At 60.2% G+C, this 13440-nt stretch carries 13 protein-coding genes; 2 read left to right on the top strand and 11 right to left on the bottom strand.

The window, feature by feature from the left end; translation table 11 throughout:
• Positions 1 to 9: 9 nt before the first annotated feature.
• The 8 genes from sufA to RRH01S_RS03495 form a co-directional block, all read right to left on the bottom strand.
• Positions 10 to 399, bottom strand: coding sequence for a Fe-S cluster assembly scaffold SufA (gene sufA / locus RRH01S_RS03530; protein ID WP_034518163.1), 390 nt, complete (start codon positions 397 to 399; stop codon positions 10 to 12).
• A gap of 76 nt (positions 400 to 475) precedes the next feature.
• Positions 476 to 856 (bottom strand): SUF system Fe-S cluster assembly protein, encoded by a 381-nt coding sequence (locus RRH01S_RS03525; RefSeq protein ID WP_007696242.1) that lies wholly within the window; start codon positions 854 to 856, stop codon positions 476 to 478.
• 11 nt (positions 857 to 867) lie between these two features.
• Positions 868 to 2109 carry a cysteine desulfurase gene (locus RRH01S_RS03520; RefSeq protein ID WP_034519349.1) on the bottom strand — a complete coding sequence of 414 codons (1242 nt, stop codon included), beginning with the start codon at positions 2107 to 2109 and terminating at the stop codon, positions 868 to 870.
• Between the two features lie 18 nt (positions 2110 to 2127).
• Positions 2128 to 3402: a Fe-S cluster assembly protein SufD gene (gene sufD / locus RRH01S_RS03515; protein WP_012651546.1), complete on the bottom strand. Its 1275-nt coding sequence runs from the start codon at positions 3400 to 3402 to the stop codon at positions 2128 to 2130.
• Positions 3403 to 3424: 22 nt separating this feature from the next.
• Positions 3425 to 4180, bottom strand: a complete 756-nt coding sequence (sufC, locus tag RRH01S_RS03510) for a Fe-S cluster assembly ATPase SufC (RefSeq protein ID WP_007696251.1) — start codon at positions 4178 to 4180, stop codon at positions 3425 to 3427.
• 64 nt (positions 4181 to 4244) lie between these two features.
• Positions 4245 to 4562 carry a hypothetical protein gene (locus RRH01S_RS03505; protein ID WP_306464976.1) on the bottom strand — a complete coding sequence of 106 codons (318 nt, stop codon included), beginning with the start codon at positions 4560 to 4562 and terminating at the stop codon, positions 4245 to 4247.
• A gap of 50 nt (positions 4563 to 4612) precedes the next feature.
• Entirely contained in the window at positions 4613 to 6082 is a 1470-nt protein-coding gene (sufB, locus tag RRH01S_RS03500; RefSeq protein ID WP_012651547.1) for a Fe-S cluster assembly protein SufB, read from the bottom strand.
• Between the two features lie 147 nt (positions 6083 to 6229).
• Positions 6230 to 7396, bottom strand: a complete 1167-nt coding sequence (locus tag RRH01S_RS03495; RefSeq protein ID WP_012651548.1) for a cysteine desulfurase family protein — start codon at positions 7394 to 7396, stop codon at positions 6230 to 6232.
• A gap of 236 nt (positions 7397 to 7632) precedes the next feature.
• Between RRH01S_RS03495 and RRH01S_RS03490 the strand changes: the two genes are divergently transcribed.
• A complete protein-coding gene (locus tag RRH01S_RS03490; RefSeq protein ID WP_007696254.1) occupies positions 7633 to 8310 on the top strand; it encodes an alpha/beta hydrolase in 678 nt (225 codons plus the stop codon).
• Positions 8311 to 8322: 12 nt separating this feature from the next.
• Here the strand turns inward: RRH01S_RS03490 and RRH01S_RS03485 are convergent, their stop codons facing one another.
• A complete protein-coding gene (locus tag RRH01S_RS03485) occupies positions 8323 to 8841 on the bottom strand; it encodes a GNAT family N-acetyltransferase (protein ID WP_012651549.1) in 519 nt (172 codons plus the stop codon).
• A gap of 195 nt (positions 8842 to 9036) precedes the next feature.
• Positions 9037 to 11367, bottom strand: a complete 2331-nt coding sequence (locus RRH01S_RS03480; RefSeq protein WP_234711638.1) for a caspase family protein — start codon at positions 11365 to 11367, stop codon at positions 9037 to 9039.
• A gap of 305 nt (positions 11368 to 11672) precedes the next feature.
• Between RRH01S_RS03480 and tyrS the strand changes: the two genes are divergently transcribed.
• Positions 11673 to 12929: a tyrosine--tRNA ligase gene (gene tyrS, locus RRH01S_RS03475; protein ID WP_034518153.1), complete on the top strand. Its 1257-nt coding sequence runs from the start codon at positions 11673 to 11675 to the stop codon at positions 12927 to 12929.
• Positions 12930 to 13007: 78 nt separating this feature from the next.
• Here the strand turns inward: tyrS and RRH01S_RS03470 are convergent, their stop codons facing one another.
• Positions 13008 to 13412: a VOC family protein gene (locus tag RRH01S_RS03470; RefSeq protein ID WP_012651553.1), complete on the bottom strand. Its 405-nt coding sequence runs from the start codon at positions 13410 to 13412 to the stop codon at positions 13008 to 13010.
• Positions 13413 to 13440 lie beyond the last annotated feature (28 nt).

Genomic DNA, 13440 nt, shown 5'->3' with positions numbered 1-13440 from the left:
AGTAGACCCTCAGGCGGCCGGAGCCGCCTGACGCTGGGCTGCCAAGGCAGCAAGATCGGCTGGCTTCAGCTCGACGGATTCGCCGCAGCCGCAGGCCGATGTCTGGTTCGGATTGGTGAAGGTGAAGCCCGAGCGCAACGTCGTGGTCTCGAAGCCCATTTGGGTGCCGAGCAGATACAGCACGGCCGACGGCTCAACCCAGACCTTGGCACCGTTATACTCGATCAAGTCGTCCTTGGCATTCGGCTCGGTCACCAGATCGATGGTATATTCCATCCCGGCGCAGCCGCCCTTCTTGATGCCAACGCGAACGCCCTTGGCATCGGGGCCGGAATTCTCGACGATTGCCTTGACGCGCGCTGCGGCGGTCTCGGTCATGGTTATTACAGCAAAGCCCATGGGCCCATTCTCCTTCCACAACCGGGGTCAAGATCCGGTGCTTCGAGTCTTAATGTAAAGCGAGCGGCTTAAAGCTTCAATACCAGCCGATCGCCACCTGCGCTTCTTCCGACATGCGATCTGCCGACCACGGTGGGTCGAAGGTCATGCTGACTTCGACGCCCGACACGCCTTCGACGGCGCCGACGGCGTTTTCGACCCAGCCTGGCATCTCGCCGGCGACGGGGCAGCCGGGCGCGGTCAGCGTCATGACGATCTTCACCATGCGGTCATCTTCGATGTCGATCTTGTAGATCAGGCCGAGTTCAAAGATGTCGGCGGGAATTTCAGGGTCATAGACTGTTTTCAGCGCGCTGATGACGTCATCGCTGAGACGAGCCAGCTCTTCCTCGGGGATGCTCGAATGCACGAGGCCTTCGCGCACGTCGATCTTCTGTTCGCTTTCGTCGAGTGACATCGCGTGCCTCCTTAGGCAAAGAATTTGCGCGCATATTCCAGCGCATCGGCCAGGGCGTCTACCTCAGCTCGGGTATTGTACATGCCGAACGATGCTCGGCATGTGGAGGTGACGCCGAAGCGTTTCAAGAGCGGCTGGGCGCAATGCGTTCCCGCCCGCACCGCAACACCCTGACGATCGATCACCATCGACACGTCATGAGCGTGAATGCCGGCGAGTTCAAAGGAGAATATACCACCTTTGCCGGGCGCCGTGCCAATAACACGCAGCGAATTGATATCCCGCAACCGTTCGGCCGCATAAGCCGAAAGATCGGCTTCGTGGCGGGCAATCGCCTCACGGCCGACGCTCTCCATGTAATCGAGCGCATAGCCAAGCCCGATTGCCTGGACGATCGGCGGCGTGCCGGCCTCGAAACGATGCGGTGGATCGTTGTAGGTAACATTCTCCTCGGTGACGTCGAAGATCATCTCGCCGCCGCCCTGGAAGGGCCGCATCTCGGCAAGCCTGTACTTCTTGCCGTAGAGCACGCCGATCCCCGAGGGACCATAGAGCTTGTGGCCAGTCATGACGTACCAGTCGCAATCGATATCCTGCACGTCGACGGGCATATGCACCGCCCCCTGCGAACCGTCGATCAGCACCGGAATGCCACGCTCATGCGCGATCCGGCAGATTTCCTTGACCGGAACGACGGTGCCGAGCGCATTTGACATGTGCGTGATGGCGACGAGCTTGGTGCGTTCCGTCAGGCTCTTTTCGAAATCCTCGATATGGAACGCGCCCTCGTCGTCCACCGGCACCCAGACGAGCTTGGCGCCCTGTCGTTCGCGGATGAAATGCCACGGCACGATATTGGAGTGATGCTCCAGGATCGAAATGACGATCTCGTCGCCTTCACCGATCTTGGGCATGCCCCAGCCATAGGCGACCGTATTGATTGCCTCGGTCGAGTTCTTGGTGAAGACGATATTGTCCACCGACGGCGCATTCAGGAAGCGGCGCACCTTTTCGCGCGCAGCTTCATAGGCCTCCGTGGCGGCATTGGAGAGGAAGTGCAGGCCGCGATGCACATTGGCATATTCGCTCGAATAGGCATGCGATATGGCGTCAATCACGACTTGCGGCTTCTGCGCCGATGCGCCGTTGTCGAGATAGACCAGCGGCTTGCCGTGAACGGTCGTCGACAGGATCGGAAAATCCCGACGAATCGCTTCAACGTCATAGGCGGTGGCTGGTACGATCTTGTCCACGAGCATTGCTCCAATCAATCAGGCGTGCTTTTCGAGCCAGGCAAAGATAACGCCTTCCAGCGCCTCGACCAGTGCCTCGTCTTCCAGCTCTTCGACAATTTCGGCCACGAAGGCATTGACCAGCATGGCGCGGGCCTTGTTCTTCGGGATACCGCGCGCCATCAGGTAGTAGAGATGGTTGCTGTCGATATCAGCGACGGTAGCGCCATGACCGCACTGAACGTCGTCGGCGAAGATTTCGAGTTCCGGCTTGACGGAGAACTCGGCATCGTCGGACATCAGCAGCGTGTTGCAGGCCATTTTGGCGTCGGTCTTCTGCGCATCCGGAGCGACGCGGATCATGCCCTGGAAGACGCCGCGGGCGCGGTCGAACACCACGTTGCGAACGATCTCCGTCGAGCTGGTGTGCGGCACGTCATGGCCGAGCACCATCGTCACATCGGTATGCGTGTCGCCGCCGAGCAGGTTGACGCCGCGCAGCGAGAGCTCAGCGCCCTCGCCCGAAACCTTGATATGCAGTTCCTGACGCACCAGCTTGCCGCCGGCATTGATCACGAACAGCTTTAGCTTGGCGTCCTGACCGAGATCGACACGGATCTGGCCGAGATGCGTGTCCTCGGAACCCTGCTCCTGCAGGATGATCCAGGTCACCTCAGCGCCCTTGCCGACCGTGATGTCACTGATCGAGGACACCAGTGCCGCAGCGCCCGGAACACCCTCGTGACGCTCGATCACGGTTGCCTTGGCACCGACGCCGAACGTAACAGGCAGACGGCTGTGAATCTGTCCGCCAGCATGGATGAACTGGATCTCCAGCGGTGCATCGAGCTCGGTGCCATCGGGAAATTCGATGACGTAGCCATCACGCACGAAGCTGGCATTGATGCGGCCAATCGCGTCATCCCTGCCAAGTGCCTCCAGGCCGGCGGCGGCCGTGCCGTCCGTCAGGCTGTCGATATAACGGCTGACAATCAGGCCATCGACCGAGGCCTTGCCGACCGCGCGACCCTGCAGAACCGAAAGAACGGCCGAACCCTCAGCCGTCGGCGACAGCGGCTCGACGCTGCCGGTGCCGAGATCGGTCGGAACCGTACGCAGCAGGTTCTTGAAATCGGTATAGTGCCAAGCCTCGAAGCGCCGCGTCGGCAGGCCGGCGGTCTTCAGATCATCCAGCAGACGGTCACGGATGGCGAAGACTTCTCCGTCACCCGGCAGATCGCCCAACTGGTTGTTGTAAGCCTCGATCAGCGCGGTTTCCGCGGCAGTCAGGCGGGTCGTCGTCTGAACGTTCATCGACGTATCCTTTCCGCCCCGATCAGGCCGCAGCCCCAATGATGTCGGCATAGCCGTTGGCTTCGAGTTCATGCGCCAGCGTCTTGTCGCCAGACTTGATCACCTGGCCCTTGTAGAGGACGTGGACGGTGTCCGGTACGATGTAGTCGAGCAGACGCTGATAGTGGGTGATGACGATCACGGCGCGGTCGGGCGAACGCAGGGCGTTGACGCCGTCGGCGACGATCTTCAGCGCGTCGATGTCGAGACCGGAGTCAGTCTCGTCGAGTACGCAAAGCTGCGGCTCCAGCAACGCCATCTGCAGGATCTCGGCGCGCTTCTTCTCGCCGCCGGAGAAACCGACGTTCAACGGACGCTTCAGCATCTCGGTGTTGATCTGCAGCTTGGCCGCCGCTTCCTTGACGCGACGCATGAAGTCCGGCGTCGTCAGTTCAGCCTCGCCGCGCGCCTTGCGCTGCTCGTTCATCGCCACCTTCAGGAACTGCATGGTGGCAACGCCGGGAATTTCGACCGGATACTGGAAGGCGAGGAAAATACCCTTGGCGGCGCGCTCGGCAGCGTCCAGCTCGAGAATGCTCTCGCCATTGTAAAGGATCTCGCCCTCGGTCACTTCGTAGTCGTCGCGGCCGGCAAGGATATAGGAGAGCGTCGACTTGCCGGAGCCATTCGGGCCCATGATAGCGGCAACTTCGCCAGCCTTTACCGTCAGGTTCAGACCACGGATGATCTCGGTGCCGTCTTCGGCGATGCGGGCATGCAGGTTCTTGATTTCAAGCATATTCGTTTCCTTCATCCCACCCTTGGCGATTGGTTATCGAACCAACGGTGCTTGTCTCTATAGGTTAGCGCTCGTCTGTCGGCATGAAGCTCTGCGTTACAACAATCGCGCCAATGATATTGCGATTGAATTCGTCGAGTTCTTCCGCTGGCACCCAAAGCTCTTCATGTTCCCGTCCGCCGACAACCTTGCGTTCAAAACGCGATGCATAAGCGGCATTTACCTCAAAACGTGTCACATAACCGCGCTGCGACCCGACCTTGGTGTTCCAGTCTCTTGCAATCTGAGCTGCGTAACCTTCGTTCGTTACAGGATAGAAAATCGGCTGATCCGGAAGTCGTGGCGGAAAGGCTTTCCAGCCGCTCTCTTCGATCAGCTTCAACTCTTCCAATCCAACTGGGCGGAAGAGTGTGACTGTCTCTACTGCGGCCATCACCCCACGCTGCCTTCCAGCGAGATGCCGATCAGCTTCTGTGCTTCCACAGCAAATTCCATCGGCAGCTCCTGCAGCACTTCCTTGACGAAGCCGTTGACGATCAGTGCGATCGCCGCTTCGGTCGGGATGCCACGCTGCAGGCAGTAGAACAGCTGATCTTCGGAGATCTTCGACGTCGTGGCTTCATGCTCGAACTGCGCCGTCGAGTTCTTCGCCTCGATGTAGGGCACCGTATGCGCGCCGCACTTGTCGCCGATCAGCAGCGAATCGCACTGCGTGAAGTTACGTGCGTTCGACGCCTTGCGGTGAGCCGAGACCTGGCCACGATAGGTGTTCTGCGACACGCCGGCAGCGATGCCCTTCGATACGATACGGCTCGACGTATTCTTGCCGAGATGGATCATCTTGGTGCCGCTGTCGACCTGCTGATGACCGTTGGAGACGGCGATCGAGTAGAACTCGCCGCGGCTGTCGTCGCCGCGCAGGATGCAGGACGGATATTTCCAGGTGATCGCCGAACCGGTCTCGACCTGCGTCCAGGAGATCTTGGAGCGATGGCCGCGGCAATCGCCACGCTTGGTGACGAAGTTGTAGATGCCGCCCTTGCCGTTCTTGTCGCCCGGATACCAGTTCTGAACCGTCGAGTATTTGATCTCGGCGTCGTCCAGGGCAACCAGCTCGACCACAGCGGCATGCAGCTGGTTTTCGTCGCGCTGCGGCGCCGTGCAGCCTTCGAGATAGGAGACATAGGCTCCCTCTTCGGCGATGATCAACGTGCGCTCGAATTGGCCGGTGTTCTTCTCGTTGATGCGGAAATAGGTCGACAATTCCATCGGGCACCGCACGCCCTTCGGCACGAAGACGAAGGAACCGTCCGTGAAGACGGCCGAGTTCAGCGTCGCATAGTAATTGTCGCTCGTCGGAACGACCGTTCCGAGATATTTGCGTACGAGATCGGGATGCTCGCGGACGGCTTCCGAGATCGACATGAAGATCACGCCGGCCTTCTTCAGCTCTTCCTTGAAGGTGGTGACCACAGAGACCGAATCGAACACCGCATCGACGGCGATCTTCGGCCGCTCGACGCCGGCGAGAATCTCCTGCTCGCGCAGCGGAATGCCGAGCTTTTCATAGACCTTCAAGAGTTCCGGATCGACTTCGTCGAGTGAGGTCGGGCCGGGCGTGGTCTTCGGCGCGGCGTAATAATAGATATCGTTGAAGTCGATCTTCGGATAGTCGACTCGCGCCCAGGTCGGCTCGTCCAGCGTCAGCCAGCGGCGATAAGCCTCCAGACGCCATTCCAGCATCCACTCCGGTTCCTGCTTCTTGGCGGAAATAAAGCGAACAATATCCTCGGACAGGCCTTTCGGAGCCTTGTCCATTTCGATGATGGTCTCAAAACCATACTTGTACTGGTCCACGTCGATCAGACGAACCTGATCGATTGTTTCTTGGACGGCAGCCATGTCGTTCTCCAATCTCGCCGGATCCAAGGTCCGGCAGCTTGTCAACGTTTCAGTAGACTTTCGCCTACCCTCTATGTAGTCGGCCAAAAGGGACTTTTCAGCCCGCTTGGCAAGCGGAAATTTATGTTTCCGCAAAATTGTAAGCCGTCAGGCCGCAGCGCCCGCAGGTTTGCGTCGTCCGGCAATTCTGGCGAAGGCGGCAATCGCGCGTTCGACATCCTCGTCGGTCGTCGTAAATCCGAGCGAAATGCGCAGCGCCCCGAGCTTCGGATCGCAGCCCATTGCCGACAGCACATGGCTTTCACCAACCTTGCCGGAGGAGCAAGCCGAGCCTGCCGAGATCGCCACACCTTCGAGATCGAAAGCGATCTGCCCGGTTTCCGACTTCAGCCCCGGCAGGGTGAAGAAGCTGGTATTCGGCACGCGCGCACCGCCTTCGCCGTGGATGATGACGTCGGGCGCGGCAAGCTTCATGCCCAGTTCCAACCGGTCGCGGAGCTTTGCGACACCCATGTTCCGGCTATCGAGCTCGGCGATCGCCGCAGTGGCGGCAGCACCAAAACCGATGACACCAAGCGCATTTTCCGTGCCAGAACGATGGCCCTTTTCTTGGCCCCCGCCATGGATCAACGGCTTCGGCATCAGCACTTCGCCGCGAGAGATCAATGCGCCCACCCCTTTCGGGCCGCCGATCTTATGCGACGAGACGATGAGGAAATCCGCACCAATCGCATTGATATCCAGCGGAACCCGGCCCGCTGCCTGTACGGCATCGACGATAAACACGCCTCCGGACGCCTGCACGATCTTTGCCGCTTCAGACACAGGCTGAAGAATGCCGGTCTCGTTGTTGGCAAGCATGATCGCCACCATCGGCAGGCCGTCGGCCTTGTTATGCGCGACAAGCATAGTTTCCAGCGCGGCCAGATCGACCGTCCCTTCCGGCGTCACCGGAATTTCGCTGATATTCTCTTTCGCAAATCGTCCGCCTTCGCGCACGGCCGGATGTTCGATCGCCGAGATATAGAGACGGCCGATCGCAAGTGGCGTGCGGCCCATGCGAAATTCCGGCGTCAGCACCATATTGGCGGCTTCGGTCGCACCGCTGGTGAAAACGACGTGTGCCGGCTCGGCACCCGTCAGGCTTGCAACCTGCCGACGCGCGGTCTCGATCGCCGCCCGTGTCGCCCTGCCCTCGCCATGCACGGAATTAGGGTTTCCATAAAGATCCAAGGCATGCAACATTGCATCGCGCGCCGCCGGGTGGAGGGGTGCGGTGGCATTCCAGTCGAGATAAAGGCGCGTTGCGGCCATAATCTTCTTCCTGCCTGACGAAGCCTTGTTGCGCCGCCCGGCTCATTTTCCTTGAAATTTCGACCGGGCATGCCTTATGACACGTTCCACAAACCGTTGAACAAGCAACGCGTGGAAGACCGTACCAAGTTTCGAATTGTTCTAAACTGCGTTCTAGAAAAGATGAGCGCATTCGTCAAGTCAACTTGCTGCGTCCCACCTAGTTTGAACGCAGAAAAAGAAGAGCCGGAGTATCGATGCCCGAAGTTATTTTCAACGGCCCCGCAGGCCGCCTTGAAGGCCGCTATCAGCCCTCCAAGGAAAAGAGCGCCCCGATCGCGATCATCCTGCACCCCCATCCGCAGTTCGGCGGCACGATGAACAATCAGGTCGTCTACCAGCTTTTCTACATGTTCCAGAAGCGCGGCTTCACCACGCTTCGCTTCAACTTCCGCAGCATCGGCCGTAGCCAGGGTGAATTCGACCATGGCGCCGGTGAATTGTCGGATGCCGCCTCGGCGCTCGACTGGGTGCAGAGCCTGCATCCCGATTCGAAGAGCTGTTGGGTTGCCGGCTATTCCTTCGGCGCCTGGATCGGCATGCAGCTTCTGATGCGCCGCCCCGAGATCGAAGGTTTCATGTCGATCGCGCCGCAGCCGAACATCTACGACTTCTCGTTCCTGGCACCCTGCCCGTCCTCCGGCCTGATCATCAACGGCGATGCCGACAAGGTTGCCCCGGAAAAGGACGTCAACGGCCTCGTCGAAAAGCTGAAGACGCAAAAGGGCATTCTCATCACCCATAAGCTCGTCTCCGGCGCCAACCATTTCTTCAATGGCCAGGTCGATACGCTCATGGGCGAATGCGAGGACTACCTCGATCGTCGCCTGAATGGCGAACTGGTGCCGGAACCGGCAGCCAAGCGGATCAGATAAGAGGTTCGCCTCTTACCGCGATATCCCAAAACTTGGACATGCGAGCCCGTCGATCACCATCGGCGGGCGTTCTCGCATGCCGATTTTGCGCAGAACCCGCTGCGATGCGGCATTTTCCGGATGGGTGAAGGCGATGAATTCGCGGGCTATGCCGCGCTTGAAGAACCACTCCGATAAAGCCCCGGCAATTTCGGTCGCATAGCCATTGCCCCAGGCCTCCCGGCTGAGCGAATAGCCGAGCTCGAATTCACCGCGCCCACGCTCTTCCTGAAAACGGGAAAAGCCTGCCCGGCCGATAAAGCGGCCGTCGTCGCGCCTGAGCATCTTGTATTTCGTCACACCGTCGCGCGCCTGCTCGCCGAACCAGCTCTTCAGCCGCTCCTCGGCCTTCTCCAGCGTCCACGGCGCGGCGCCCGAGAGATAGCGGGTCGTATCGATGGTCGAATGCAACTGCTGAATCAGCGCTGCATCGCCCTTGTGCCACATCGTCAGAACAAGACGAGGTGTTTCCAATATGATTGTGTCGCTCATCAGACGATGTTTTCCCGATCCCGCTGAAATGTCCGGCTCGTACCTGACAGGACGAGCCGCCAGATCAGTGTTAAACGCGCGGCGACGGCTCAACAATAGCGATCGCGGATATCATCGTCGCAGCGAACGGAAGCCGCCAATGAGTAATCTCCCTGGCGGCCATCCGTCCCGATGTCACTTATGCGGTGACGTCCCTCAATGACATGCAGGCAGACCGGGCGCTCCACATTTCTTCACGGGAGGCTTCGGTGGCGGATGCGCCTGTGGTGGCCTTTTCGCCTGCTGTACGGCTCTCGACTGCGGTTGAGGCCTTGGCTGAGCCTGAGATTTGGCAGCCTGTGCTCTGACGGGCGCGGCCACCTGACGTGCCATCTGGGGCGCAGGTTTGGCCTGGGGAGCGGGCCTGGGAGCCGCATGACGCGGCGGCATGGCAGCAACGACCTTCGGCTTTGCGGGCGCTCCTGTAACAGCTGCAGGCGCTGCCGCTTTTGCTGCCTGAGCATGAGCGGCTGGCTTTGCCGCCGACACCGGATTCTGCACGCTATTGGCAAGAGGCTGTGAAGGCAGAGGCTTCTTAGCCTGAACCTGTTTGGGCGTCACCTGCGTGTTGCCGACTGGTGGCAATGGCTGGCCCTTCGTGCCGGGGAGCGCATGTGCGTTGGCATTTTGGCCCTGAGCGGCTGGTGCCACCGCTGCGACACCAGACTTCTGCGCAGTATTGGGAACCGATTGCGGTGACTGGACTTTCTTCGCCTGAGATTGCCCCTGCGTCATCGGTGTATTGCCGACAGGCGGCAAGGGCTGACCCTTGGTGCCCGGAAGCGCATGCGTGTTCTGCGGCTGCCCTGCGGGTACCGAGCTAATCGCCGGAACCTTCGTCGCGGCGGCCGGACTTTGCTTTTGAATGATTGCGGCGTGCTTCTGCACCGAGGGCGGCAGTGCGACATGCAACGCCGTAGCACCCGCGCCGGCGACAACTGCAGCGCCGGTCAGTTTTTGCGCCGTCGTCAGGCTCGGCGCTGCGGGGGCAGCCGTGCTCTGATTGACGGTCGTGCTGTTGTTGATGATCGTGTTGTTGACCACCGTATTGTGGATATTGTTGAAGATCACATTGTTTTCAGGCGGCGCTATATCACGCGGCGGGCGCACCCATTCGGGGACTGGAACGAAGACCGGCGCCGGCAGGACATAGAGATCGACCGACGGCTGCGGCGGCGCCAGCACGACGAAATCCGGAGGCGGCGGCGCTAGGAAGACGACCGGCGGCGGTGGGGCATAACCGAAATCCGTATCATCGAAATAGAGGATGGGCCGATCGACATAGACGATCTCCGGCGGCGGCGGCGGTGGCACGTCATATTCGATCACCGTAAATGACGGCGGTGGTTCGAGTGCCGCCTCGAAATGCTCCAGGCGACGACGAGCGTCCCACACATGCGGGCCGCGTGGATAGCGCCTCAGATAGGACCAATAGGCTTCCGGCGTATCCGCGACCCAGGTCTCGCGCCATGTGATCGCCTCGCGACGGGCGGCAATGATGGCGCGCACGCGCCTTGCCATCGGATCATCCGGATAGGCGGCGAGGAAGTCTTCATAACCCACCAAGGTGTCGCGGTCGAGTGCGGCGAAATAAGCGTCTCTTTCGTCGAAATCGCGGATCGCCTTCGTACGCATCGTGGCGCTATTGTAGCTGGAAACCTGGACCGCGGGCGCATCGGGGCCACGGTCGAGGAACGTGAATGCTCCGCCAAACTTCGAGGCATCCCATGATATCTGCGCACCCTTGCTGAGGTCGCTGACACGCAGCCGCGTGCGGTCGAACACGTCGCTGAGCGGAAGACCGCCGACGCGCATCATCTCCGCCAAGGCATGCGCGTAAGCGCCATAGGGTCCCGCCTCCGGCGGCGCCACTGTGCCGGGCGCGGCATTGAACGCGATCAGCTGATTGGCATCGGCCTCGACAAGCGCCAGGCCGCCCGCAAGCGGCTGATTGGATTGGGCGAACGGATTGGCGCGCGCAGCATCAAGGACAACAATGCTGCCTCTGTTCCTGATCGCCGCCAGCGACCTGGTGAAATCGCTAACCCTGATGGCTTCGACCGGAACGTCGGTGGCGTTGGCGATCTGCGCGTCGACCGGCACGAAATAGTTGTCGCCTTGATATTGAAGCCCATAGCCAGCCAGGTAGACAAAGGCGATCGTGTCGGGGCCGGAAGCGTTTGCCTTGGCGAGAAAGTCGCGCAGCGCATCGCGCAGCCCGTCCTGGTTCAGGTCGCGCGCACCGATCACATCAAAGCCTGCGGCCTGCAGCGTCTGCGCAATCAGACCCGCATCATTGGCCGGCGTCGGCAATGCGCCGGCTTTATAGGCCGAGTTGCCGATGACAAGCGCTATTCGCTTTTCCATGGCGTTTTGAGCTTCGGCCGGACCCGCAACAGCAAGACCAGTCAATACCAGGACCATGGCAAGCAATGCCCAGATCGCCCTTATGGACGACAGTCCCATTACCGAAAACAAAGGTGACATACCGGTTTCTTTCGTGAAACATGTGGTGCACGCAGGATCAATGGTATGCCCAGCATGGGATCGGATTTCGGCGAATGCTGGGCGCATTTTCGGCCCCTTCGCGGCGATCTGGCGACCTCTTTCAATCGAAATACTGCGGCAGGCAAAGCCGTTCGATCGTCTTTCCGGTTTTGCTGAAACTTCCGCGGCGCCGTTCAAGCAAAGTGGTGACGCCACGCGAAATCAGTGCTAAACGCGCCGCGATAGTTCAACAACAGCGACTTCGCCGCACGGCATAGAGATGCGGCGCCCGAGAGACCAAGATCATGGCTGAGTTCAAATCCGATTTCCTGCGCACCCTGCAAGAGCGCGGCTTCATCCACCAGATTTCCGATGAAGCCGGCCTCGACGACCTTTTCGCCAAGGAAACCGTGACCGCCTATATCGGCTTCGATCCCACGGCACCGAGCTTACATGTTGGCTCGCTGATGCAGATAATGATGCTGCACTGGCTGCAGGCGACCGGCCATCGCGCCGTCTCGCTGATGGGCGGCGGCACCGGCATGGTCGGCGACCCCTCCTTCAAGGATGAAGCTCGCCAGCTGATGACCGTGGACACGATCGAAAGCAACATCGCCTCGATCAAGCGCGTCTTCTCCAGCTACCTCACCTATGGCGATGGCCCGAAGGACGCGTTGATGATCAACAACGCCGAATGGCTGCGCTCACTCAACTACCTCGAATTCCTGCGCGACGTCGGCCGGCATTTCTCGGTCAACCGCATGCTGTCCTTCGACAGCGTCAAGACGCGCCTGGATCGCGAGCAGTCGCTGTCCTTCCTCGAATTCAACTACATGATCCTGCAGGCTTATGACTTCGTCGAGCTGGCCAAGCGCTACGATTGCCGTCTGCAGATCGGCGGTTCGGACCAGTGGGGCAACATCGTCAACGGCATAGACCTGGGTCACCGTATGGGGACAAAGCAGCTCTACGCGCTGACCTCGCCGCTGTTGACCACCTCCTCGGGTGCCAAGATGGGCAAGTCTGCCTCCGGCGCGGTCTGGCTGAATTCCGATCTGCTCTCGGCCTATGACTTCTGGCAGTACTGGCGTAACACCGAGGATGCGGACGTTTCCCGCTTCCTCAAGCTCTACACCACGCTGCCGATGGACGAGATCGCTCGCCTCTCCGCGCTTGCCGGCTCGGAGCTCAACGAGGTGAAGAAGATCCTGGCGACGGAAGTCACCGCCATCCTGCACGGCCGCGAGGCGGCCGAACTTGCCGCCGAAACCGCGCGCAAGACCTTCGAGGAAGGCGGCCTTTCCGAAAACCTGCCGTCGGTCGAGGTTCCCGCTTCCGAACTCGATGCCGGCATCGGCCTGCTGTCTCTGATCGTCCGCGCCGGCCTGGCCGCATCGAACGGCGAAGCCCGCCGTCATGTCCAAGGCGGCGCCGTGCGTATCAACGACCAAGCCGTCAGCGACGAACGCAAGCTGATCGGCAGCGGCGAAATCACCGCCGATGGCGTCATCAAGCTGTCGCTGGGCAAGAAAAAGCACATCCTGGTTCGCCCGGCTGCTTGAGCGGGCGAACATCAAACGCATGAAAAAGCCGGCGCATCGCGCCGGCTTTTCTCGTTCTATTTCCAAAGAAATCGGAGCTTACGACCGTCCATCGGTGAACTGCACCAGATCCCACAGATTGCCGTAAAGATCCTTGAAAACAGCGACGATCCCGTAGTCCGCCTGCTTCGGCTCGCGCGTGAATTCGATCCCTTTTTCGAGGTAGACAGCATAGTCACGCCAGAAGTCATCGGTCTGTAGAAACAGGAACACCCGTCCCCCGGCCTGGTCGCCGATATAATTCTCCTGATGGGATGAGGAGGCGCGCGCAAGCAGCAGCGAGGCCGCACCATCGCCCCTTGGCTTCACGACAACCCAACGCTTGTCCTGCGCCGGCTGATAGCTGTCCTCAACCAGGGCGAACCCGAGCTTGTTCACATAGAAGTCGATCGCGTCGTCATAGTCTCGAACGACGATGGCAATATGGGCAATGTTCTGATTCATCCCACTCCGGCTCCCGGCCCGTCGCTTA

Origin of the sequence: Rhizobium rhizogenes NBRC 13257, assembly GCF_000696095.1 — a bacterium.
Taxonomy (GTDB): domain Bacteria; phylum Pseudomonadota; class Alphaproteobacteria; order Rhizobiales; family Rhizobiaceae; genus Rhizobium; species Rhizobium rhizogenes.
The sequence above is the reverse complement of the archived record's forward strand: the minus strand, read 5'-3'. Positions and strand labels throughout refer to the sequence as shown.

What these genes read in the sequence shown, in the direction of transcription:
- sufC (WP_007696251.1), bottom strand. Translation starts at nt 4,180, where the DNA reads ATGCTTGAAATCAAGAACCTGCATGCCCGCATCGCCGAAGACGGCACC.
- sufB (WP_012651547.1), bottom strand. Translation starts at nt 6,082, where the DNA reads ATGGCTGCCGTCCAAGAAACAATCGATCAGGTTCGTCTGATCGACGTG.
- RRH01S_RS03480 (WP_234711638.1), bottom strand. Translation starts at nt 11,367, where the DNA reads ATGTCACCTTTGTTTTCGGTAATGGGACTGTCGTCCATAAGGGCGATC.
- RRH01S_RS03495 (WP_012651548.1), bottom strand. Translation starts at nt 7,396, where the DNA reads ATGGCCGCAACGCGCCTTTATCTCGACTGGAATGCCACCGCACCCCTC.
- RRH01S_RS03525 (WP_007696242.1), bottom strand. Translation starts at nt 856, where the DNA reads ATGTCACTCGACGAAAGCGAACAGAAGATCGACGTGCGCGAAGGCCTC.
- RRH01S_RS03490 (WP_007696254.1), top strand. Translation starts at nt 7,633, where the DNA reads ATGCCCGAAGTTATTTTCAACGGCCCCGCAGGCCGCCTTGAAGGCCGC.
- tyrS (WP_034518153.1), top strand. Translation starts at nt 11,673, where the DNA reads ATGGCTGAGTTCAAATCCGATTTCCTGCGCACCCTGCAAGAGCGCGGC.
- RRH01S_RS03470 (WP_012651553.1), bottom strand. Translation starts at nt 13,412, where the DNA reads ATGAATCAGAACATTGCCCATATTGCCATCGTCGTTCGAGACTATGAC.
- RRH01S_RS03485 (WP_012651549.1), bottom strand. Translation starts at nt 8,841, where the DNA reads ATGAGCGACACAATCATATTGGAAACACCTCGTCTTGTTCTGACGATG.
- sufD (WP_012651546.1), bottom strand. Translation starts at nt 3,402, where the DNA reads ATGAACGTTCAGACGACGACCCGCCTGACTGCCGCGGAAACCGCGCTG.
- sufA (WP_034518163.1), bottom strand. Translation starts at nt 399, where the DNA reads ATGGGCTTTGCTGTAATAACCATGACCGAGACCGCCGCAGCGCGCGTC.